The sequence below is a fragment of the Microbulbifer variabilis genome, assembly GCF_052467165.1.
Genome location: NZ_CP174301.1, coordinates 2799673 through 2823534 on the forward strand (window position 1 = coordinate 2799673; position 23862 = coordinate 2823534).

A 23862-nucleotide genomic window follows, 5' to 3' on the forward strand; every position below is an offset into this window, starting at 1 on the left:
AAACTGGCTACTCAGCTTTACCGGAGCATAGTCATATTTGGTAGTCACTTCTGTGTGGAGAGGGAAAAGATCCATGTTAGGGGCAAGTACACTTCGGTAAATCTCACTTGAGCTCTTAACGAGCACTGAGGTTTCGACCAAAAACAAACCCAAAGAGCAAATGTGATATGAACAGAATAATAACCATCCAATAGGCCGGGAATAGATTCATCCACAAAGCATATATTGCATAAAAATGCAGCAAGATTAACAAGCCCCAAACACAATAGCCCAACCAGCTTACAAACTTATCATGTGCCTGCGCAAAGTTGGCAACTCCCAATCCCCAGGCAAGGAAAACCCAAATTAAAGACCAGCCAAAAAGTAAAGTTAAGGAAATATTTACTCCCAGCTCAAACATATCTATCCACTCCCTCTACATCCAGTCAGTTCATATGTATTGCTATGGCTCTATAAACTTTTGAAAACCGGAGTCTATACTTCGTAGCTTATTGGCCGTACCTGACCGTGGTTCAATTATCTCAAAATCAGAGAAATCAAAGCCGGGGCCGACCGAACAACCCACCAGAACCGATTCTCCGATAGGTTCAGCTGCCTGCCAGACACCAGCAGGAATAACATCACAGAAAGTATTACATTGTGTAGAAAGCTCAGTTCGCTTAACTTCCTTACCTAACCCATCCCAGGTATAGAGATACAATCCAGCGCCTTGATACAGGTTCCATACTTCATCTGATTGCACCCTATGAAAACGACTAACCTCCCCATTATTCAATGAAAAATAAATATGTGTAAGGGCAGACCTTTTCTGCCCATCTTGATTGGTAACTACAGTATTAGACCTGAATACCTCAAGATATCTTCCACCCTCAGGATGTTCAGACAGGTTTTTAGGTTGCACTTTTATTTCCCCACATTTTAAATTTAGTCAATTCTTTACTCTTCTCTTTTGAAAGGGCTTTAGCAATATTGGTTATAGCTTCATCCATGGAGACCAAGCCATCAAGATACGGCATCCAATATTTATCAAGAAGTACCTTATAGTCCCAGTGTCCTCTATATAACCCATTTGCTTTCGCATAGGCCGTATAATTAGGCTCAACCCTTGAAACAGCCCTTCTCACAGTCTCGCCAACTGTATAAAACTGAATCGGATGCCATATCCCCTTTTTGTCAGCCACACCAAACTTGTCAAATTCTTTATCAATCAGTCTTCGGAGTGTACTTTTTCTTCCAACACTACTAACGTGAGACAGTTCATGAAAGAACATTTCCAAAGCCAACCAGCCACTATAATCTGGATAGGTGCTATTGATGATAGTTTGATGGCTTCTTGCAGAAGTTGTCGCCCCCTGGAGCAAGCCCGGCTTGTAAGTAATATTGATCGTATGAGTATTAACTATTAAATCTTCAGCAAACAATCTCTCAAGATCTGCAGATATTTTATTGCCATACCTCTTTAGCTTAAATTGCAACTCCTGGTGCCACTCCAGATTCTTCTCTAAGTGCTTCCCCCACAGGGTTGCATTATATAATGGAGCAATCTCATTTATATGGTGACCCAACGTATTCTCTGCCTCACTATTGTCAATACCCTTACCGGTCATCAGAGCTTCAGTTAAATTTGCTATTTCAGATTCAGACCTAACAATATGAATATTATTTTCCGCCCCAAGTTTACGATAATCTTTAATCGCCTTCTCAAAGATGGAAATCTTACTAGAAGTGATGGCACCATTACTCTTGAACTCCTCCAGAGCATCCCTATCTCTTGCCAACTCATACAGGAAAAGATGTAAATTCAATAAAGGATCACTTTTGAATATGACACCTCCCCAGCTACCAATTTGATTTCGCTTCGGGTCGTCAGCAACAGTTGATAAAGAAATCAATAAGAGAGTGAGTACCAACAATAGAATTTTAATCATGAAAGAACGCCAGGGCTATATACTTGATATTAACTTCACTGGTGGTATGACTTGGGAACCCATACAAAGTTTTATAAAATATGACTAAATTAGAAAAATTCACAGCGGTACCAAATCTCACACCAGAATCATATTGGTACATAGAATAAAGCTACCTATGAGCCACAGTTAAGCCGGCTAATAGCCATGGGATTTTAAAAAAGTATTTTTTCTCAATATGTCCATGACATAATCAATACTTCTCCATTAAGGTACTTCTCTACAATATCCTACAGATGGGACTATGGGTACAACAGCATTTGCGTACAGCGAAAGAGAGAAATTTTTTTACCAGTTTTTAGGCAAAGCACTACAGCATCCCAAACCTGAGTAGTGCGCCCTTTATGTATAGGGCTCGCGATGCACTCTACTCTTCCCTCCCGTACAGTACTTAAGTGATTCGATTTCAGTTCTAAAGTAGTAAAACCCGTTGCAGTCTTTGGTAAATTTGCAATACAGCCAATACCACAAGCAGTATCTGCCAATGAAACAACACTACCGGCATGCAGGTATCCATTTGGAGCTAAATGCGACGCTGTAATATCCATTTCTGCGCATATTTTTAACTCATCCAAATTAATAATTTTTATACCAAGTAATTCAGGCAACCTCCCAGCACACATATCATTGAAATACTTTATGTCTTTCATAAGCCAATATATTGTTTATATCAAGTTTATTATATTAGTCAATTCATCTATTACCGATACTCTCTACCATAAAGAACCAATAAACTGGTTAATTGGAATTCCGTTTAGTATCACCAGAATTTTCCAGTGCTCGCCAGAATTCCTTTTCATAGGACTGAATAAGCCTAACACGTGTTTCAATATTTAACTCACCTATTCCTGAAGCCAAACCCTTGGCAACTATATCTATTACTTGCTCTCGAAATCCAGGGGGCAACTCTCTAAAACTGATTAAGAATGCGAGCTGGCTGTCTGACATTTTCTTATTCTGTTTAAGCGCCTTAGCCATGCGTCCAACATTTTTACCAAAACTCTGAAAATTGATCAACAATGCAGCAGCAATTTCCGCAGGCATAGCATAATTTGCCAACCACGTAGTATAAGCTGGGTATGCTTGTGCTCCGGCTAATGGTTGGTACTCGTTAATTTGTTTATCAGAGATCTCTAGGGCCTTGATAAGAGCTGGCAACTGCTCACTGGCCATAACCTCACCGGTGACCAGCCGAGTAAAGAACTGTCGAACTATTTGACTTGAGGAACCTCCAAATCGATGTAAAGATAATGCATTGCTACGAAGATCTGACTGAATGATCAAATGCTGTTCCAACGCAAATGCTTGCAATACTGAATCTGGCAATACATTGTTCTCAAGTTTTTTAATAATAATGGGCACCTCATTACTAAGGTATTTTTTTTCAAGCTGTTGGATCAAACTCTCCGCTTTATGCCGATCTTCCTTAGTCGTAAAAGCAATTGATTGAGCCGTAGTATTTAGGGCAAGTACCACAATAAGCCCAACTTTTAGAAAGATGTCTCGAGTCACCTGGCAATGCTCCGATAATAAAAACACTAAGCATAGCACCGTTAAGAGAAATTGATTGAGATAGACAAAGGAAGAGTTTAATGCCTAAGAATGGCCTGCAGTTATAAAACAACACCGGCTCAAACACTTAGACATTGCCCAATACCCGGGATATCAATTTGTATGCAGCAAAGAATGACAACTTATAAAATTTTACAATCAAGCAATCGAAGCAAAATTGAATATGGGCAAAACCATATATTTTAGACATAAATACGCCTATTTATTTGATAAGTTTACCGGCTAAATATTAGTATCAGTTCTCGCAAATCGATGCGCAAAACTATTAATCTCACCTACCTTCTCAATCCTGTATATCTTTTTGTTTTCGCCTAGAGATTGTATTTTATCAAATAATTCATCACTCCAGAATCCGGGTGATAATCGCAAGTATTGCCAGCTTGCGAATGTACCTTTTAGAACGGAACTGCCCTCAGGCCAACCTACGGGCCTCACAAAACAACTTTTTAACAACCTTTTAGTAATCCACCAGTAATGAATATAATATGGCAAGTCAACAATAATGAGCGTATCGGCTGCATCAATACGTGCCCAAAACGACTCCATCGTACCCAAGCCATCAATTATCCAGTTATCAGATTCAATTAGTTTAGAGTGTTCGCCCAAAAAATCTTCAGGAGAAATACGCTCACCATTTTTATTATACTCTACCGTATCCAGTGGGAAATATTTAAGACCCGTAACAGCAGCCAGATTCATGGCAAGAGTAGACTTTCCTCCCCCAGGCTTTCCAAATATCGCTACTTTCTTCATTTTATGATGACTTCTGCTTACCCTTAATTCAAAATCGATAACGGATATTAATACTATCTCGCGTTACTGATTAAAAAAAACATCCAAAAAAGCGCCAATTTTCTTTCTACCAAACCAAATACACTTACTCTGGCTGACCGAATTTCAGCTATATTGACAGCTATGTCGACAGTATTAATTGCGCTTCACCAGAAAATAGGTAACTTGATGTATTTATGGTTATACAAAACTTCACAATCAATGAAATCACAGTGCCTGTCTAGATTCTAAACCAAACTTTTACAGTTTAAAATCTACTTGTTCAAACAGCTGCAACACATTCTACAGAATGATAATGAGAAGAAAACAAAGCGAATCCCCCCAACATCCTGTACCTAATCTGGTCGTGGAAACCTTATCATCCGGTACATTTGACTTATCTAAAGACGCCCCCGGTTATGCAACTCTGGTTGTGTTCTATCGTGGCTTTCACTGCCCTATCTGCGTTTCTTACTTGAAGGAACTTGGCCGTTTGACGCCTGAATTCCTTGCGAAAGGAGTTAAAACAATAGCAGTATCCTCAGACGACAAAAATAATGCCATAAAGATGGCTGAAAAGGTTGCTTACCCTGATTTACGTATTGGCTATAATTTGCCCCTGCAAGTCGCAAAAGAGTGGGGCCTTTACCTTTCATCAGGTCATGGAGCCACTTCTGTAGGTATCGAAGAGCCTATCCTTTTCTCTGAACCAGGTGTGTTTCTGGTTCGGAATGATAGCACGCTCTATTTTGCCATAGTGCAAACCATGCCTTTCGTGCGTCCACATTTCAAAGAAATGATCGGAGCACTCGAATTTGTCCAAGAAAACGATTATCCAGCACGTGGTGAGTACATTGGATCGGTCTAATTCTTTGAAGATAATGAGTATCTATCTTCGGCGTTGAGTGACACCACTGCTAGTATTGGCCATCTAGTTCCATCCCCCCCAATTTATAACTGTCCTTATAATCGGGCTTTCTAGGGGATACCATTCAGATTATTAAATACTATCCATAAGGCTACGCCTTACATCAATAAAATAGGTGTTAAAGCTGCGCCCCAGTTGATATGTCTTAATCACTCGACTCGCAATTTTACTCAATACTTTATAATCTGGCCTGGTATCCAACAAATGAAATAGCACTTCTTTATGTTTGAATTCATTTGCCCAACGCATCAAAATCTTGAACAAACTTATCCCTAGCCCCCAAAATTTCTGGGATAAGACAATTGCCAGCTCATAACCATGATCATCTGGCTGGATCCCACACCACCCGGCAATTTTACCCTCTATGCAGACAGCTCTAACTCGACAACCTGGAAGAGAGTCAACTATAAGTTTGGCCTCGACCCAGTGTTTCAGAGAATTGTCATCAAAGTATGCGTGATCAATCAGATGCATTCTAAGTTTATCTTCATTAAGAACAGCTAATAATTCCTTCTGGTTTATAGCGTTGAGCCTCCTGAATTCGACTGTATTCATAACTAGCTGCTCCGGAAATACTTACCATTAATATTGAACTACAAAAATCCAGCATCAATTCAATAAAATTTATCAAAAAATCTTAGTATGTTAATTGTAACTTTTTATGGGACTCATGAATCTCATTATAACTTGGAATCCTGGAAGGCTTGGACAGATAACTATAGGCCGCCCTCATATGTCCCGCACAGCGCCTAACTGATAAGTTGCCTATTCCCGTGCCCAATCCTGAACATACAATTGAATTTATCTGACAGCCATTAGGTGACTGATTGAACATCTGAACGGAATTTAGAACAGCCCTGAAAGCATGATAAGCATTTAACGTAGTGGATATATCTTCTGGTACGCGCATTGTTGGAGCAGCTATAAGGTACGGCCAACTGTCATTAGATGTTGGAACTATTATTGCCGCCCCTACAGGTAGCTCACCATGGAAATCAGACTTGATTCTTTCCTGTAACCTCTCCTCAACTTCAAAACCCAATGTATTCCGGATTGGAAGATCCAAACCTCCATCCATAATTCCAAAGCTATTGGCCGGACTCACCATGGCATCGGCGGATATCGAAAAATAATCTCCCTCTACAATTTCAAAAATATCAATTCCTTCAAAAACCTGACGCCAGGCTTCCACCAGGTCTTTTGACCTATCTATTAGATAGATTTTATTAGGTAACATTAATTCCATCCTGCATCTGTTGTTTTATCAGTAGTTTGCCATCCAAAAGGCCTGAGCTTACTGCCAGGTAATTTTAAGCCTGGGAAGTTTCGGGCAGCGATACCAAAATTGCTCATTAGTGGATAATGCCCTAAACAGACACATCCGAAGATGCAACCAACTTGAGGCCTACCACACCTAGCACTATAAGAGATATACAAGCAATACGCGCAAGCGTTATTGGCTCATTGAACCATACAACACCAAGTACTGCGACACCTACTGCTCCTATACCAACCCATATAGCATAAGATGTGCCTATTGGTATATATTTAAGCGAATATGACAGAAAGGCAAAACTAATCCACATAGCCATGACAGTAATTACGGATGGCCACAACTTGGTAAAACCTTCCGAATATTTCATACTCACAGCCCACACAATCTCAAAGAGCCCCGCTACGAACAAGCTAATCCACGCTCCCATATATTCAAAACCACCTTTAATTTTATATAAATTATTAGCTTATCAAATATAAACCTTACCACAGTATAAATTATAATTATCCTATATAGAAAATCCACCAATCTTTAAATTCATTGCTTCACTACTAAAAACAGTATCAGCATTTAAAAATAAACTTCCAACAAAATATATTTCTATTTCAAGTATTGAAGGCAATTCTTTAAAGTGCTTATACCAATTAAAAACCTACGCAATATATCCCCTGTAAGGCCTAAAATTTGAACACCAACTTCAGCGCTTCGCCATTAATTTTATACGCAGCTTCAGACCCTTTACTTCTCCTAGCAGCAATAAAATTCTTTAAAAGAAAAAATATTACAATTAATAGTAATCCAATAGAGAATAGACCCAAAGAAATATGAAGGGCTCTTTCGACAGAGAAAAATCCAGGTAGCCTGTTTGCCAGAGGGTCCAGTGATATCCTAGCTTCGATGCCAGGTTAACGTCACCACTACTAAGTACGATGAATACCTTTCCATTATCAGGGTTGATTCTCACTGCACTATGAATTGCAGGCGCATTGATACCATCGTGCTCATAAATATAACTCCCATTCTCGGTGGGAACGTACAATTTTATTTTTATTATTTTAGCACCATAGGTGAATAACATTTAAATAGCTATCTGAAGGATAGCAACCAGCATAACAACAACCTAGTGAGGGTTCTGCTAATTGATCTGACTTGTGCATTTAAGAAGAACCCCCTCTAAGAGGCACAATTCAAGCTTTTTACCCCAGAGAAACCTCATATTTCATCACAAAAATGGACTCTATTTTTGATGATTCAATTACAGTAAATAACAAACACAGATAATATAAAATTCCTGTCTATCTATTTCATATCCCAAAAGAGCGTGAAACTTATATTACTTTTATACAGGCGGGAAGCCAATTTAGGCAAAGGCATCCATAAAAGAGCGCGATGGCACTAGCTGTTACTTATCAGGAAGGTAAGCCGAAAGGGTGCCCGATGGGGGAGATACAAAAAAGCCGCACGCTGGAGTTCGTGCGGCAAAGCTTAAAATACCTTTGGGAGAGGTATGGGATTAAAAATCGTAGGCCACGCTTAGCTTGATATTACGCGGCAAAATATAGCGAACATTGGAAGCAAGGGGATCACGGGGATCACCTTCAGTAATGCCATCCTCATCAGTCAAATTATCCACCGCCAGTTGTACGGTAATATCATTGAGATAGGCTACGGCCCCCAAGTCTACTTTCGTATAACCGGGTAGAGTTACTGAGTTTTCGCTATCGTTGAAGCGGTCACCTACCCGACTGATTCCTCCAAAAACAGCCATATCAATGTTGTTAATGGTAAAATCATAGTTCTGGCTCAGGCGAACCTGGTATTCGGGCTGGCGCATCACCTGATTACCTTTAAAGTCCCCACTGGTGATCTCCGGCTTTTGCAGGGTTGCATTCAGGCCTAATGTAAAATCACCCCAATGGGCTTTACCATCCAACTCAAGGCCTAGGGCTTCTGTTTCCAGGCGGGTACAAGTGGTACTACCAATAATGCAGTCTGGCATACCCTGGGTTTCATTGTAGAAGAGCGTGGCAAACAGCGAGTAGTCCTGGTCCTGCAGTTTGTAGCCCAGCTCGTATTGGTCGATGTCGATGATTAGATCGGAACCGGCAAGGAAGCTCTCACCAAACTCGCGATAGTTATCAAAGTCCGCGAATTTAAAGCCGGAATTAATTCGGAAGAAAGTTCCCATATTTTCCGCAAAGGCCCAATCCACTGCAGCGGTGTAGGCGAATCCATCTTCATCCGCCTTGTAAGTGGTAAAGACCCCATTGCGCTCTCCATCGTCAACGGAGTAATTGGTCTCACGGTTGGCAGAACGAACCCCTAAGTCGAAAGTAAAATCACCCAGGTAGAATTCACTGGCGAGATAAAAGGCGTTTTCGCGGGCATCACCCACAGCTTCAAGGTCGTAGCTCCAGCAGAGGATGGGATCCAGCTCCTCATCATCACAGGAGATATCTTCCGCAATTTGCTCGCCATCGTGACCAAGTACATAGTAATCCTGATTTCCAAGGGACCACCACTCGTCTACTTCCCAGCTAGAGGTGTAATAGCCCGCTGTAACCTTGAAGCTGTCCCATTCTTTGGACAGGCTGATATCGTTGGTAGTTGCCTCGATATCCTTCCGCACTACCCAGGCGCCAAACTGTTGTAACAGGGTATCGTCGCTGACTTCTGCCCCAGACACTGTAGTAGCTGAAGTTACAGCTGTACCATCGGTGTATCGCAGATCACCGATTGAGACCGGACCTCCATTGGGTACAAAGCCCAGGGTGTCGGCATTGCCACTGGTAAGTCCAAATCTTTCAGTAAGACTCCATCCATTACCCAGGTCCAGCTCAAGGTAGGCACCGGCTACGCTGCCATCCCAGCCACGCCCTTCACCCATATCGAAGGTTTCCCAGCTTGTTTCTGAGCCGCCATTCCCGTCGGCCTGGGAAACAGGTACTGAAACCTTGCGATTGCTGGGGCCAACTTGAGTGTAATCAGTTGCCAAAAAAGAGGCATTTGGCAGGTACCAGGTGCCGGTATCTTTAGTATCGCGTATATAGAAACCGGCTTTGCCATTATCCATTTCCTTGGTGAGGTGCAAGGTAAACTGGTGGCCTTCCTCGGCATCAAAGCCAGCATCGCGAATGCCGGGAGAAGAGCTCACATAGCCTCCCATCATGAAGTACACATCTTCACTGAGCTTCCCCGTCAAGAGGGCATCCGCCCTCTGAAGATCATAATCAGAGGTGGTGTATTTAAAGCGGCCCTCGGTCTCTTCAGTACCCTCTTTCAGAATAAAGTTGGTAGTAAGACCAGGCTGGCCATTGGAATATACCGGATTGGGTCCACCGCGCAGGCCTTCTACACGCTGGATGGTCTCATCCACACGGAACAAGGAGGAGTTTTCCATGAAAGAGAGTGTCGGAGCCGGATATAACGGCAAACCATTCATAGAAACCGTAACAAACGGTGCATCGCTGCCACCAGGAAAGCCTCGAACATCAATGTTCGCACCAGACACACCACCAGAACTTTCAACCCAAAGGCCTGGGATGGACTTCAACAAATCCGCAGTACTTGATGGGGAGGCTTTACCTATTTCATCGTCACTCAGAGTGGTGATTGAGAAGCTGGCATCCAGCTTGCGCATACCGGAACCACCTGGGGTACCCGTAGTAATCACCTCTTCCATCACTAGATTTTCATCACTGCTTGGAGAAACAGCTTCTTGGGCGATCGCGATACTACAGAAGCCAAGTGATACTGCCGCCAGGGAGACTGCTCGCGCCAGAGGTTTCTTATTCATCAACACTTCCCTCTCATCGTCATTCTTATCTGATTTATTGGTGTTGGTGGCCGGCACAACAATGCAATCGATTGCAAAACCCAGCCAAACCTGTCCTGTGAGACGACACCGCGATGATGACTATAATCCGCCAATGCAATCGATTGCAAGCTGCATTTGAGGTCAAATCTATAGCGATAGTCACACCGCTTCCTAGAGGGCTCACGTATTTGGCCAGAATGCCCAGGCAGCGCCGAGTTTAGAAAAGTAAATCAGCAACTATCCCTTTGAAAGAGATCACCGGTATTCCTACAGTTTTTATTAAGCACCTAATGAATGGACGTGACCGGGTGGTATCCGGCTGTCTATTTAGTGAGTAGATGCTAAGAGCCCTGAGCACCATCTCATACGAGGATCTGTTATGGCCAACAACCACTGCCAGCAGGCACACAACCATTCCCACAAACACGGCCCCCACTGCGGCCATGCCGCCATCCAGCACGGCGACCACGTATGTTATGTACACGACGGGCATCTGCATCACCCTCATCAGGGTCACTACGATGAACATGTACTGGAAATAAGCAAGAGAAACCCAGATGCCTGCAATCCAGTTAAGACCGCCACTCACGCAACCCACGTGCATGGGGAGGACTGTGGGCACGAACGTATCCCCCATGGCGACCACTTTGATTACCTCGTGGAAGGGAGATTACACCATGTCCACGGGGATCACTGCGATGATCACGGGCCAGTCGATGTTGTGCACGACAAATAAGTCAGGGGATTTTTATTGTTTGTACCACCTTGATTTTTTTGGGATAGGATTTTTAGTACTGTGAGTATTTGCGTTAATTAATATTATTTTTTATTGGAGCCAATAAAGAAATAGTATCGTGCTACCCAATCAGTATTTCATTTATAAATAACTTTGTTCTTTTTTACAGCAGGAAACCAGGAGAAGATCTCCTGGTTTCCTTTTAGCCTGTGAGACTAAATGCATATAGACACCTGAGTGTTAACAGGCGCTTACATGAAATGATCCAGCGAGATAAATTAACCGATTAGTAATAACCAGCAATATCGTCTACGATCGGGCCAATTGCACGGTATGCGTTTGAGATATCAACACCATTTCTTCTTTCACCACAAGGTAAACCATCACAGGCTACCCAATCCGGATCTGAGAAAATATCAAACTGGGTTGTAGTACCGAATACATGCGGATAAGCCATAATCGTAGTAAACCTATTTTGTACACCGTGGCCATAGCCATAGGAGTACACACCAGGAGTACCTTGCTGAGCAGTAGAGTGACTCAAGCCCATATTGTGACCAAGCTCATGGACAAAAGTATTGTAGCCACAGTCTACGGCAGTAATGCTATAAGCTTCATCACGGGTAGAAGCATACATTGTGCCATTGCTACCTTGACCAACCCAGGCGATACCACAAGTTGTATAACGACCATCAGTTTCGGCCATACCCAGCAAAATTATCATATCCGCATTTTTTGAGGCACGCCAGTTCTGGTAGCTGCTACTCGCGGTGATAGTATCAATGTCACTTTCTGTAGGGCGTCGATCTGTAGAAGTTCTCGCTGTGCCTACCAAGTTTAACTGGATATCAACAAGGTTGTTTTTAAAAGAGTTATTGGCATAAGCAATATACTGATCAATTTTTGCAGAAATATCGCCAGTATAAGCTGCCGCTTGATCTGTATATACGATACCAACATCTACAGTTTCAGCATTCACATAGGCGGAAACTGAAGCAACTGCAACAGCAGCAGCTAAACTTTTTTTGAGACTCATTATAGTCTTCCTTTTTATATTATTAATGCACGTGCTTTTTTGGCAGTTAGAGAAATATATTAACAGCCCAAAAAACGTGCTTTTGCACCCTAACCCAAAAAGAAATTATCCTTTTTTCCTAACCTACCGAGAAAATAAACTCTTGGTAATTATGGGCTACATCTAGACATATCCCTTGCCGACCTAAAGATTCGAAACCATATGTCCCTCACCTTTAGATTCTTTACAGCTCATCCTCTACTAAAAGATCTCCGCCTTCCAACTTTTTTCCTTGAGAGGATGGCTTTCTACGTAGGTCACCTTTTTCTACATGACCTTGTATTAACGCACCATTAGGCGCAATCCATGCAAAACCATCTTGCGCCTCCATAGTGTAAGAGCCCGACGGCAGGTTCAGCTGAGCATAGACCACATCCTTTCCTAGCGTTATTGTGGCCCCAAACAGACCTGCATGCCCCGGAAAATTTAATTCCAAACTTTTGTTTCCGCTTGCGTGCTGTTGGATATTGCCCACCTGTGCATCGTAGTCACCCTCCACACCGGGAAGATCCATATCAACATACTCGCCTATCTCTAAACTCCTCAACATATCCACGTTAAGCTCAAGATAGGTTTCACCCTTAAGATCTTTTGGCAGGCGACCATTCTCATGAAGAACCTGCTTGGCCAATTCTGACTCTTCCCAAAGAATACTTTCAACTTCATCTAGAGGCTCATCCATTGCAGGCGCCTCACCTTCAACAACTTCATCTAAGGAGTCCTCTACAGGAGCTCTATCAATAGATATCTTAGGCTCTGAAACTTTTGCGACCTGTCTTTCAGTATTAGACTGCCCTTTAGGCCAAAAATAATATCCAGCTCCCAGCAAGACCACCAAAATAGGAAATATCAACTTTTTCACGACTCACACCCCAAAATTCACTTATTAAAATAAACTTCTGAAACCCCATCTTCCAGAAGTAATAAATTCCCGTAATTTTCAGCCAGGAATTTTCACTACCCAACATCCAACGCACCCGACCAGATTCAGACGACGAATGGTATCAAGACCTCAAAATTTTTTTTGAAAATAATTCACAGATAAGAAAAAAATAAAAATGATCAAAGTAAAATCATAAAAACCAAGCTTAAAAAACTGCAAACCGCATCGCAACCAGCAAACATGGGCTCATAAAAATAATGAGAAGTTCATCCGCTCAACAACCTTAAATGGTTATATATTTATAACCAAAAAAAGAGCGAATTAATTACACCAAAAGATAGAAAAGGTACTTGCAAAATAAACCAGGCAGAAAAACAGAACAAAAAAAGGAGGGCAAAGCCCTCCTTGGAATAATAGAATTAACAGTCAGTACTTTCTTAACAAATCAAGAGAGTAAAATTAGATCAACAACAGCCGCCTACATCATCAATAATTGGCTTCAATGTTCTGTAAGAGTCAGTTCGATTTTTTCGCTACACGGCAACCCTTTGAAGATTTTATCTGGATTTAAAAATGCATTCAGTTGTTCAGCGCCTCCGTATATTGTGGATACACCATAATGGTGGAGAAGCTGTTATTTACACTGCAGCTTAGCCTCCAGCTGTAAACATAACCAATGGCATCACTTGGATAACAAGAATAAGTCAGCCCCATGTTGTAGCCCAACTCATAAATAAACGTAAGTTAGGTAGCCCCACAATCAATTCAGGTCAAACTATAGACCAGGCACTTAGCGCTGGATCCGCAACACCGCGACCACTCATTCCGCCTCAGGTAATTCATCACCCACGTTCAAGGCACCTAACGTTCAACGCACCCGACCAGCTTCAGACGAAGAATGGTATCAAGACCTCAAGATATTTTTTTGAAAACACTTCACAGATAAGAAAAATAAAAAATAACCAAAATTGAAGCCATCAACAAAATCTTAAGAAACTGCAAGCCTCATCGCAACCAACAAATATCGATCCTTAAAAAAATTGAGAAGTTCACCCACTTAACAACGTTAAATGGTTATAAATCTATAACCAAAAAATAGATTGGTTACACCAAAAGATAAAAAGACACTTATCAAACAAGCCAGCCAAAAAGCAAGGGAACAAAAAAGGGAGGGCAAAGCCCTCCCCAAAACAATGGAGTTAACGGTCAATAACTTCTTAACAGATCAAGAAAGTAAAAGTAGATTAATAATAGCCAGCTACATCATCAATAATCGGCTCCAATGCTCTGTGAGCATCAGCTCGATTTCTCTCGCCACACGGTAACCCGTTGCAGAGTTTGTCTGGATCAGAAAATGTATCCAGTCTTTCAGCGCTTCCAAATGCTGACGGATACGCCATAATAGTGGAGAAGCTGTTATTTACACCGTAGCCAAGCCCCCAGCGGTAAACATAACCACTGGTATCACCCTGTTGGCGAGAATGAGTCAGTCCCATGTTGTGACCCAACTCATGAATAAATGTAAGATCAGTACCCCCACAATCAACTGCGGTCAAACTATAGGCCAAGCGCTTGGCACTAGGGTCCATAACACCGCGACTACCTATTCCGCCCCAGGCTACCCCACAACGAGTACCAAGAAAATTCCCATCTTCCCAAACTGGTTCTCCCTTGCCTAACAGAGCAACCATATCGGCCTCAAAAAGTTGACGCTGCACCCCAACTGGGCCAGGAGCAACTTGCGCAATTTCATCGTAGGTCGGCGTACTATCCTGGGCAAAGTACTCAGCTAAGCCAGAAAATTCATTGAGGTTGTCCCCATTAATGAGGAGATCTTCTTTGGAATACTCTCTAGAGTCTACCAATTCCAGCTGAATATCCAGACCATTATTTTCGTAGATACGGTTAGAGGTACTGATCAGATTATCGACCATTACGGAAATATCCCCGGTATACTGAGCCGCAGGATCGGTATACCAAACCGCAATTTTTATCGTCTCCGCACTTGCCGCCCCAGAGATGGTGAGAGCCATTATTGCGGCAGCCAAACTATTTCTTAGCTTCATAGCAGTTCCTTTTATTATTAAATTATTTACCCCAATCTTTGCAATCCGACCAATGAAACCGGTTACATCTTCAGTTAAACTGATCGAATCACAAAATTTACTTGCCCTAACTGGAAAACAGATTACTCCCTGCTCTCTTCTCCACCTGTAAAAGCAATTGCTTCTGGCAGTAACAGGTACCTCAAACAGCACTCCCTTTGCTGTTAGCCAGGCCAGAAAACTCCTGCCCCAACATTAGATAAATTCTCACTTTAATTTTACCTCTTCCTCCAAGTGACTCCTGGTTAGATCTTTTTTCGAGGCCACCCAGGCATAATTTCCCTGCGCCTCTAGGGAGTATGAGCCTGAAGGCAATGTTAAATTGCCATATACCGAGTTTTTGCCAATTGTGAAATTTACAAAATACACGCTGCCATAACCGGGCAAGTTCATTTGCACACTTTTATTACCACTGGCATGCTCCTGGACTTTATCCACCTGGGCATCGTAGCTTCCCTCCACTCCAGGCATTTCTATATCGACATAGTCTCCAATAGATAACTTCTTTAGAGCTTCTACATCGACCTCAAGATATGTCTCTCCATTTAAATCGATCGGCAAGCGTCCTGATTCACGTAAAAACTGCCTTGCGACATCCGATTCTGCCCACATCAAGGCACTATCAGAGTTCACCTCTTGCTCATTGGCGGAAGGCATTTCTACCACTTCTTCAGTGGATTTGGTTTCAGCTGGAACAATTTTCTTGGAGGGAGGTGAGACTGGTTTTTCAGTAATTGGTTGTGGGCTATCTGTTTGACTCTTTGCCCAGAAGAAATACCCTCCCGCACAAAGGAGAGCAATCAGTGGAATTATTTTTCTCATTAGCTTCTCACTGCAAAATATTTATGTTAGTTCAGAGAAAATCCCAATAGTGCTGATTACTTAATGAGCTACACCAAAATCGAGACTTAACCTTTCTTAACATGGACCACTATGCTGAGACGCTTAATGCTAATTTCCACGCAATTAATTTTTCAGAAATATTTCACAAAAATGTCATCCACGTATGGGTAGCCTGTGAGCATTCTCTGACTTTACCTGCTGGATAAGAAAAAATATCGACAGATTCCTGAAAAATGACAACAACATTGGCTCAAAAATTTTTTTACCGAAAAAGAAAAAAGCCAGCAACACTGGTAAGAATTGCTGGCCTTAACTGATCAAAAAGTGACTTTAGGATTGGCTTTTATTGCCAAGGGTAATGCCCAATGCCTAGGCATGGGTCACTCGCTGCCCTCCCTCCTCAAAAAAGCGCTCAAAAAATACACTAATAAATCCGGTGATAACAATTGCCAACAGTAATAACCACAAGAAGTCCTGGGGCTTGTCCTGAGCTGCGGGCTCTTTTACTTCTTCTAGTTTCTGCCCACTAACTTGCTGAGACGCGGGAGCGCTGTTAGCGACATTATCTACCGTCTGGCCACTTACAAGCGGGGCAAGACCAAATCCAAGGGCCTGCTGATTCACAAAATCAGTAAATTTTTCATTGTCTGTTGCTACGTCGTGCTGGTTGGCGAGTTCGGTGTAAGTCTCAACCATTTTCCTTAGCATTTCTGCATCGGCAGGCCAGTAACCCTTTCGCACGGCTTCCAGCATGCGCTCCAGCATTTGCGCCAAGGCTTCCGCATTGTGCTCCTCAAAGAACTCACGCATATCCATTTGGTATTTATCATCCACGTAGACTTCAAACATCTCCTGCCATTGGTCGTCGCGAATGGTTTCCGGGGTCATCACCTCCCAGCCCCACATGTTGTTCACACGATCCAGAATTGCCGTTGCGCCGGCATAGCCGGATTCCTGCATCGCCTCAATCCAGCGGGGATGGAAGTAACGGCTGCGCATTTCCTGATTGACAAACTCTCCCAGGGTCTGGGTTTTAATGTTGTCCTTACGGCGCAGATTGGATACGTACATCTCTGGCGTCTTACCGTCGAGATTGCGCACCGCTAGCCCCATACCACCAAAGTACTGGAAAGGATCGTCATTGGTCATCATCGCGTAGAGGTTGGTGGAACGTGAGAAAATGACCCCATCAGTACCGGAAAGCACCTTGCCATAAAGTGCAACATTACGCTGGTCCTCGCTCCAACGGGACTCATCCTTGCCATAGGCAAACCCCATGCGGCGCATATACAGATCGGCCAGCTTGTCGTCTGTCTCCCAGCTGTCGGAAGCCAGGCTGGCACCATTCAGGCCGGTACCGTAATTGCCACTTTCATTGGAGAAAATACGCACGGAAGAAAGATAGCGGGCATCCTCCTCGGAGCTGCCCTCTTCCTTTAGCTGTTGCAGTAAGGCCTGACTGTGGCGATAAACAAAGTTGTTCTCCTCCTTCATCTGCGCCACTTTATCGATGGCTTCCGCCAGCCACAGCATCACATTAGGGAAAGCATCGCGGTAAAGGCCCGTAGCAGAGATCACCACATCGATACGAGGGCGCTTTAACTCTGAATAGGGAATCACCTCAGTTCCAGTAACATTGCCCTGCTGATTCCATTTGGGCTTGAGACCCAGCGCATGCAGTATTTGCGCTTCCAACGCACCTTGGTGGCGCATCGTCTCCAGGGACCAAAGGGAGAATGCCAGCTTATCCGGGAAACGGCCGTGTCTTTCCCGATAGTCGGCAATGGTTTGTTCCATCAGTTGAACGCCGGCCTCATAAGCCTCCCTGGACGGCACTTTGGCAGGGTTGAATCCAATCAGGTTGCGACCGGTAGGCACTGCCTGCGGGTTGCGAATAGGGTCACCCCCATAGCTCACCGGAATGTACTCACCGTCGAGCGCCAGCATCAGGTTTTGTAGCTCAGCAATACCGGCAAAGTTATCGGCATACTCCCGGCCCTGCTGCAGGTAATTTTGCAGTTCTTCAGAAAGTTCTGGCAACTTGCGGCCAGCCAGGTAGGCATTTAACAGCTGATAACCCGGCTGTGCTTCCAAGGCGACTACATTGCGTTCATCCAGCACCTGATCCTGCGGCAAACTCAGGCCCTGGTCGCTCTCATATTGGCCGGCGGCGGAGATAAAGTTTTCACCCAGCATTTGCAGCATGGTGCTGGTGAGATGCTCTGACTTGGGCAGCTGACCAAAACGATGGATACCCAGTGGCTGGCTCATTTCAGCCAGTTGGGCCAAGTGGTCCTGAAGATGACTGAGCTGGCCACCGAAATCAGCCCGCAGGGTTTCAGCGCTGATTTCCAGATCCTTGAGCATATTCAGCTTGTCCGCCAGGGCGATAATGCGCTCCTGGGTATTCTGCCGGGTTTGCCCTTCTTCCAGAATCAGGTAATTACCAATCAACTCAGAGAGTTCGGCCACTTCGGCATAAAGACCCGCTTTAGCGAAGCCCGGTGTCAGGTGGCTGATCATAGTCGCACGTCCGCGACGCTTGGCCTGCATAGCCTCGCCTACATTATCAATAATGTAGGGATAAAATACCGGGATATTTCCCAGAGCCAAATTTGGGGCGTCGAACACAGAGAGCCCGCGCTCCTTACCGGTTAACCATTCCTGGGAACCATGTGTCCCTAAGTGAATATAGGCATCGGCCCCGAAAGTTTTACGCGCGTAGAGATAAACCGCCAGGTAGGCATGGTTTACCGGGGTTTTCATATCGTGATATAGGGATGCATGGTCTTTTGCATTATCCGCGCGCACCCCCTGCGGCAGGACAATCAGGTTACCCAATGTCATACGTGGGATCACAAACGCCCGCTCACCATTATGGTCTGCCAACATGGCATTATCTTCCGGCTTACCCCATCGCTCCACAATGGGGTCACGCACAGAGGCCGGCAAGCTATCAAACCAATCGACGTAGGTGGAAAGTGGCATCCAGTCAGCCAAACCTTTATCAATCAGCGCAGTGCTGTCTTCACGACGATAATAGGGGCGTAGCAATTGGCCGGCCCAGTCGATCAGGATCTTGGAGTCCTGCTGCTCTATTTGATAGCCACGCTCCGCCATAGATTTGGCGATAGACTCGATGGAGGAAGGTACATCGAGGAAGGCCGCGCCAATATTCTTCTCACCGGGAGGGTAGTTCCAGATAAAGGTAGCCACCTTTTTCTGGCTATTTTTTTTATAGCCAAGAGAAGCATGGCTCCACGCGCGTTCCACCAGCGCATTGAGCTGATCTGCCATCACAACCTTATTGCCATCTTCGCTTGCCGCAACAATTACCGGGTCGATACTGCCGGTATCTTCAGGCATTACCAGGAAGAATGGGGTTAATGAAGGGGAAACCCCACTATTATCAGCAAGGTAATCCGTTTCACTACCCTCGGTATAGTTCAGAGCGTGAATAACTGGAACGCCCAGCTTTTCGAACTCTGCGCGACGTTTACTCACATAATGGAGAGAGCGGTAATTGATCATCAGATCAATACGTGTTTGCCCTGCTTCGTCCTGTAATAAATCAGGGTAGGAAAGCGGCAGGTCCTCACCTTCAAAGAAAAAGGCAAAAGCCTTAGCACCTTTTTCTTCCAGGCCAGCCAAAATTGCATCTACAACCTGCTGCTGCTCGTAATCCACTACTGAGCGATGGATAGCCAGGCCTATAACCGGCTGCTCTCCTGATACCTGCAGCCACTTAAAGAAATCCCCTTCGCTGTCAGTCACCAGGTTTGGCAGGCGCGGATGATAAAAACCCACCTTGGGCACAATAATAGGATCGGCTACAGGCAGCTCGGTAAGGCCAAAGACTCCCGCGGAGAGGAACTGCATCAAATGCCGGTAGTTCTGACGCCCAGCATTATTGAAATACGCAGCGATGGATTGGTGCTGTTCAGAGGTCAGCCCCTGGTTCATGGAGGCGTTATCGGCATCCCCCAGGGAAACCACTGGCACTTTGGGGTACTGGGTTAGCAGAGGTTGGTATTTTCCAAACATAAATTGGGAGAGTGCCGGATTGATACCATCCAGCATCACCAAATTGGAGGAACCCCAAGCCTGCGCTATTTGCTCTTCGCTCTTACCTTTGCTATTAAAAATCTCCAGGGTAAACGGCTGATCTGCAGCCAAATCAGATAACAGCTCCCCTTTGGCTTTCGCTGTATGACTGGACATCATCAACAAAACTTTGGGCTTATCGCTGGCCTGCACCATCATCGCAGTGAAGGCTATTACGATGAAGCATACCAATTGCATGCACACCTTCTTCAACATGACTATTTACCCCCTACAGCCTTGTCTTTTGCGGACTCTTCTTTTCCTTCCGGCACATAAACCAGGCTGCCGTCTGCCATCTGGTAAGCAACACCCGCGCGAGTGCCCTCTCCCGATCCAATTTCGCCGGTGGATTTGTACTGCTTGATTTCTTCCCCATCTTTTACAATAACTTCCATATTGGGCTCACCGGCATTCTTGATCACCGTGACCTTTTCGTTGGAAAAAACGTTTAACGGGTTTTGTGCAATAGCGATGAGCAGTGCGGCAATAATCACCAGAAAGACATCAATCAAGTTAACCGCACTCAGAATCGGGTTAAGTTCTTCATCTTCATCCAGGAAGCGCATCAGGCGGCCTCCTTCAATTTGCGAATGTTAATCAGCTCAGCGGCAAACCAACGCTTCTTTACCGAGGCCGGCCAGAAGGTCAGAGTGGAAATCGCGAGACCCCAGATCACAGCAGCAAAAGCGATAATCAGGTTTTCACTGATACCCTGGATATTGCCATCGGCCAAGGCACGCAGCGCCGGCCCCATAGGGATCATGGTGGCAATCAAGCCCAGCATGGGCGCGATACGAGTGACCATGCGTAGCATTTCCAATTTTTTAAGTGCAAAAACTTCCAGCTCGTCATCACATGCCAAAGGATGTCGCACGTAATAATTGTGCACCTGGTAGCCTGGAAGGCCCTCTTTCCGACCTTGCTTCAGAGCCAAACTGTAAGCGACAGCATTGCGCCGGCGCAGCATCCATAGAGAGATGAAGCGTCCCGTTGCGTAAAGCGAGTAGATAAAAAGGACCAGAATCGCCAGCAATACCGGGGCCATAAATAAATCAGCCACATCGGCCATCAGGTTCTCAATTATCGAAATATTCATTGCAAGCCTCCTCAGCCCAGCACTTTCGCTCTGTATCAATGGCCGCGGAAACTAGCGGAACTACCTGTCAACGTCAAATTTAATCTAATTGATAGTGATTCGCATTTGGCTTTACATTATAAAAATCATCCCTATAATCCTCCCCCAATTGGCTCCATTGGTGAGTACCCACACCTTCACAGCCGACCAACCAGAGCAGAAGTACAGAAATTACCTCAAGGACAACACCATGAAACTTCGCCCAATTGCAGCGGCCCTACTCGGCCTGGCATCCGCCGCTAACCTGCATGCCGAAACTTCAGGTTCGGCAGCCAGCAGCGAACTGGAGCTGATCGTGGTCAGCGGCCGCGCGGAAAAGCCGCTAAAAGATGTCGCAGGAAGTGTTTCTGTTGTCACTACCGATGAAATTGAACAGCTTCAGTTGAACGATATGAATCAGCTGTTCCAATACGAGCCCGGAGTTGAAGTAACCGGCGCTGCTGGCAGTGCACAAAACATTCTGGTACGCGGCATGGGTGGCGACCGGGTACTGATTATCAAAGACGGTATGCGGGTTAACGAAGGCTATGGGGCCGATGGCCAGAATGACATCATCGGCCGCGGCTTTATCGAAATAGATACTCTCAAGCAGGTAGAAGTCGCCAAGGGTGCTGCCTCTTCCCTGTATGGCTCTGATGCGCTCGCCGGCATCGTGGTCTTCACTACCAAAGATGCCAGCGACTATCTGGAGGATGGTGAGCAATTCGGCGGCGCGATCAAAACCGGGTACACAGGTATTACCAATCAATCACACATATCACCTGCTCTTGCCTTGCGCACCGGCAATTTTGAGCAACTGCTGCATACCACCTTCCGCGAAGGAGAAGAGCAGCAAAATTTCAATGAGAGCCAGGACCCCTTCGAAATTGAGTCGAAGAGCTTGCTATACAAGGCCAAGTACAGCCTTGGTGGTGAGGACTTTATCAGCTTCAGCATCGATCACTGGAACCAGGAAAGTACCGGCGACAGCGCCGATGGCCTGCTCCACTATTTCCGCGGACTAGCTGATTACGGCTACAACATCGTCAAGGAAGAATCGGTTTCTGATAAAAAGGTCCGCGCTTACCAACTGCGTTACCACAGCGAAACCCCAAGCGCAGTCTATGACCAACTGAATATCAGCCTGTACCAAAACAAATCCGAACAGGAAGACGAACAATATGGTCAGCTGGACATCAATGCTCCTATGTTCGGTGTTTTCGAAATCCGTGATATGTGGGAGACCAGCCTTTACCGTCAAGACACCATTGGCTTCCTTTCCAATGCCAGCAAGACCCTGAGCGAAACCCACACCCTGGGATATGGCCTCGACCTGGAAAAAACCGAAAGCCGCCGCACCGTACACCAGTACCGCGAAGTGGAAGACAGCTCCACCATGGACGTGACTACTGACAAATTCCCGGAAAACGAAGTTTCCCGCGCGGGCTTATTCCTGAACGACGAAATGACTTTTGCCAATGGCCAGCTGGTTGTAACCCCCGGGATACGCTACGACTGGTACGAGATGGACCCCAACGGCGCTGAGAAAACTGACGGGACTCCTTTTGCCACAATTGAAGAAAGCAATACCTCCTTCAACCTGGGAGCCCTGTACAAACTCAACGCTCGCTTGTCTGTCTTCGCCCAGTACGGCCAGGGTTTCAAAGTGCCGGCCTACGATTTGGCCTATATCGAGCACTACCTGCAACCAACCTCTACCTATGCTTACGAGGTGCTGCCAGCTGACGACCTGTCTCCAGAAACCAGCGACTCTTTCGAGCTTGGTCTGCGTGGACATCTGGGTCCGATTGCCTTTAGCACTGCCGCTTTCTACACCGAGTACGATGACTTCCTCGAAACTGCACTTATAAACAGCGAAACTTTCTTCAACGATGATGGCAGCTTCTCTCACGTATTTGAGCAATACCAGTACCAAAACATCGACTCAGTGACGATTAAAGGGGTTGAGCTAAGTGCGAATTGGTACCTTTCTCCAGCGTTCGAGCTATTTGCGAATGCCAGCTATCAACGCGGTGAAAACGACACCACCGGCGAATACCTCACCAGTATCAGCCCGCTTTCCGGTGTCATTGGTGCCAGCTACACAGGCGCACAACTTTCCAGCCAGGTACTGGTACGCTGGGCGGACCGTATGGATCGGGTAAATGAAGGAGAAACAGAAGCTCCAGGCTATGGTTCTGTAGACTGGACGTTGGGTTATCAGTTGATGGAGCAGATGTCTCTCAACCTGGCCGTCAACAATCTACTCGACAAAGAGTATGTGCCCTACCTGAATGTAGCTGGCTGGGAGGAAGGCAGTGATATCTACGTAAACTCTGCTCCGGGCCGCACTTTTTCTGCATCCGTTAAGTACGATTTCTAAGTTATTAATCCGGCTAATTAGTGGATAGCCGGATTGATGCGGCGCAAGGAAGCGCCGTCGCTGGTCACGGCCAGCAAAGCCCCTGAAATACAAGTCACTCTGCGCTTCGCGCAATTTCGGGGGCTGTAATCAACTGGGTCACGGATGACCTTTTTTTGATTACTGGAGAAGTCTTTCTCCTACTCTCCTATAAGTCCCTTGCGGCCGCCCCCATGCGGCCTTTTTTAATTTAGATTAAAAAAATATTTTTAGCTGTTAACTGTTTTCTAAAAATATAAGTTTTTGAAA

At 45.0% G+C, this 23862-nt stretch carries 20 protein-coding genes; 3 read left to right on the top strand and 17 right to left on the bottom strand.

What is annotated here, in order from left to right; all coding sequences use genetic code 11:
• Positions 1-115: 115 nt before the first annotated feature.
• The 6 genes from ACJJIP_RS12365 to ACJJIP_RS12390 form a co-directional block, all read right to left on the bottom strand.
• On the bottom strand, positions 116-400 hold the full coding sequence (locus tag ACJJIP_RS12365) for a hypothetical protein (RefSeq protein WP_020414971.1): 285 nt from the start codon (positions 398-400) through the stop codon (positions 116-118).
• A gap of 42 nt (positions 401-442) precedes the next feature.
• Positions 443-901 carry a cupin domain-containing protein gene (locus ACJJIP_RS12370; protein ID WP_444945247.1) on the bottom strand — a complete coding sequence of 153 codons (459 nt, stop codon included), beginning with the start codon at positions 899-901 and terminating at the stop codon, positions 443-445.
• The gene (locus ACJJIP_RS12375; RefSeq protein WP_444945248.1) at positions 891-1928 is read right to left on the bottom strand and encodes a hypothetical protein; all 1038 of its coding nucleotides are present in this window, start codon (positions 1926-1928) and stop codon (positions 891-893) included. The genes ACJJIP_RS12370 and ACJJIP_RS12375 overlap by 11 nt, the downstream gene beginning before the upstream one ends.
• A 281-nt stretch (positions 1929-2209) precedes the next feature.
• On the bottom strand, positions 2210-2617 hold the full coding sequence (locus ACJJIP_RS12380; RefSeq protein WP_444945249.1) for a PaaI family thioesterase: 408 nt from the start codon (positions 2615-2617) through the stop codon (positions 2210-2212).
• Positions 2618-2705: 88 nt separating this feature from the next.
• Complete coding sequence (locus tag ACJJIP_RS12385) at positions 2706-3479, bottom strand: thiaminase II/PqqC family protein (protein WP_444945250.1); 774 nt, start codon at positions 3477-3479, stop codon at positions 2706-2708.
• A 282-nt stretch (positions 3480-3761) separates the two neighbouring features.
• The gene (locus tag ACJJIP_RS12390) at positions 3762-4292 is read right to left on the bottom strand and encodes a P-loop NTPase family protein (RefSeq protein ID WP_444945251.1); all 531 of its coding nucleotides are present in this window, start codon (positions 4290-4292) and stop codon (positions 3762-3764) included.
• Positions 4293-4626: 334 nt separating this feature from the next.
• On the opposite strand from ACJJIP_RS12390, the gene ACJJIP_RS12395 reads away from it, so the two are divergent.
• Positions 4627-5178, top strand: a complete 552-nt coding sequence (locus tag ACJJIP_RS12395) for a peroxiredoxin-like family protein (protein WP_040629214.1) — start codon at positions 4627-4629, stop codon at positions 5176-5178.
• Positions 5179-5310: 132 nt separating this feature from the next.
• On the opposite strand, the gene ACJJIP_RS12400 is transcribed toward ACJJIP_RS12395, so the two are convergent.
• The 4 genes from ACJJIP_RS12400 to ACJJIP_RS12415 form a co-directional block, all read right to left on the bottom strand.
• Positions 5311-5793: an N-acetyltransferase gene (locus tag ACJJIP_RS12400; protein ID WP_444945252.1), complete on the bottom strand. Its 483-nt coding sequence runs from the start codon at positions 5791-5793 to the stop codon at positions 5311-5313.
• An 82-nt stretch (positions 5794-5875) separates the two neighbouring features.
• The gene (locus tag ACJJIP_RS12405) at positions 5876-6484 is read right to left on the bottom strand and encodes a macro domain-containing protein (RefSeq protein WP_444945253.1); all 609 of its coding nucleotides are present in this window, start codon (positions 6482-6484) and stop codon (positions 5876-5878) included.
• A 121-nt stretch (positions 6485-6605) separates the two neighbouring features.
• Complete coding sequence (locus ACJJIP_RS12410; RefSeq protein WP_444945254.1) at positions 6606-6941, bottom strand: DMT family transporter; 336 nt, start codon at positions 6939-6941, stop codon at positions 6606-6608.
• 1086 nt (positions 6942-8027) lie between these two features.
• On the bottom strand, positions 8028-10310 hold the full coding sequence (locus ACJJIP_RS12415) for a TonB-dependent receptor (protein ID WP_444945255.1): 2283 nt from the start codon (positions 10308-10310) through the stop codon (positions 8028-8030).
• Positions 10311-10710: 400 nt separating this feature from the next.
• On the opposite strand from ACJJIP_RS12415, the gene ACJJIP_RS12420 reads away from it, so the two are divergent.
• Positions 10711-11067: a hypothetical protein gene (locus ACJJIP_RS12420; RefSeq protein ID WP_083922811.1), complete on the top strand. Its 357-nt coding sequence runs from the start codon at positions 10711-10713 to the stop codon at positions 11065-11067.
• 286 nt (positions 11068-11353) lie between these two features.
• Here ACJJIP_RS12420 and ACJJIP_RS12425 read toward each other — a convergent pair whose 3' ends face one another.
• From ACJJIP_RS12425 to ACJJIP_RS12455, 7 genes are all read right to left on the bottom strand, one after another.
• On the bottom strand, positions 11354-12103 hold the full coding sequence (locus tag ACJJIP_RS12425) for a M12 family metallo-peptidase (protein ID WP_444901795.1): 750 nt from the start codon (positions 12101-12103) through the stop codon (positions 11354-11356).
• A 223-nt stretch (positions 12104-12326) separates the two neighbouring features.
• Positions 12327-13004 carry a protease inhibitor BamI-like protein gene (locus ACJJIP_RS12430; RefSeq protein WP_444945256.1) on the bottom strand — a complete coding sequence of 226 codons (678 nt, stop codon included), beginning with the start codon at positions 13002-13004 and terminating at the stop codon, positions 12327-12329.
• A 1265-nt stretch (positions 13005-14269) separates the two neighbouring features.
• Complete coding sequence (locus tag ACJJIP_RS12435; protein ID WP_444945257.1) at positions 14270-15091, bottom strand: reprolysin-like metallopeptidase; 822 nt, start codon at positions 15089-15091, stop codon at positions 14270-14272.
• A 246-nt stretch (positions 15092-15337) separates the two neighbouring features.
• Positions 15338-15952, bottom strand: coding sequence for a protease inhibitor BamI-like protein (locus ACJJIP_RS12440; RefSeq protein ID WP_444945258.1), 615 nt, complete (start codon positions 15950-15952; stop codon positions 15338-15340).
• Between the two features lie 390 nt (positions 15953-16342).
• Positions 16343-20293 carry a cobaltochelatase subunit CobN gene (gene cobN / locus ACJJIP_RS12445; protein WP_444945259.1) on the bottom strand — a complete coding sequence of 1317 codons (3951 nt, stop codon included), beginning with the start codon at positions 20291-20293 and terminating at the stop codon, positions 16343-16345.
• Positions 20294-20295: 2 nt separating this feature from the next.
• Entirely contained in the window at positions 20296-20643 is a 348-nt protein-coding gene (locus ACJJIP_RS12450; protein ID WP_020414951.1) for a DUF2149 domain-containing protein, read from the bottom strand.
• Positions 20643-21173 (bottom strand): MotA/TolQ/ExbB proton channel family protein, encoded by a 531-nt coding sequence (locus ACJJIP_RS12455; protein ID WP_020414950.1) that lies wholly within the window; start codon positions 21171-21173, stop codon positions 20643-20645. Before ACJJIP_RS12455 ends, ACJJIP_RS12450 begins: the two co-directional genes overlap by 1 nt.
• A 229-nt stretch (positions 21174-21402) precedes the next feature.
• On the opposite strand from ACJJIP_RS12455, the gene ACJJIP_RS12460 reads away from it, so the two are divergent.
• Positions 21403-23574, top strand: a complete 2172-nt coding sequence (locus tag ACJJIP_RS12460; protein ID WP_157533690.1) for a TonB-dependent hemoglobin/transferrin/lactoferrin family receptor — start codon at positions 21403-21405, stop codon at positions 23572-23574.
• Positions 23575-23862: the final 288 nt, after the last annotated feature.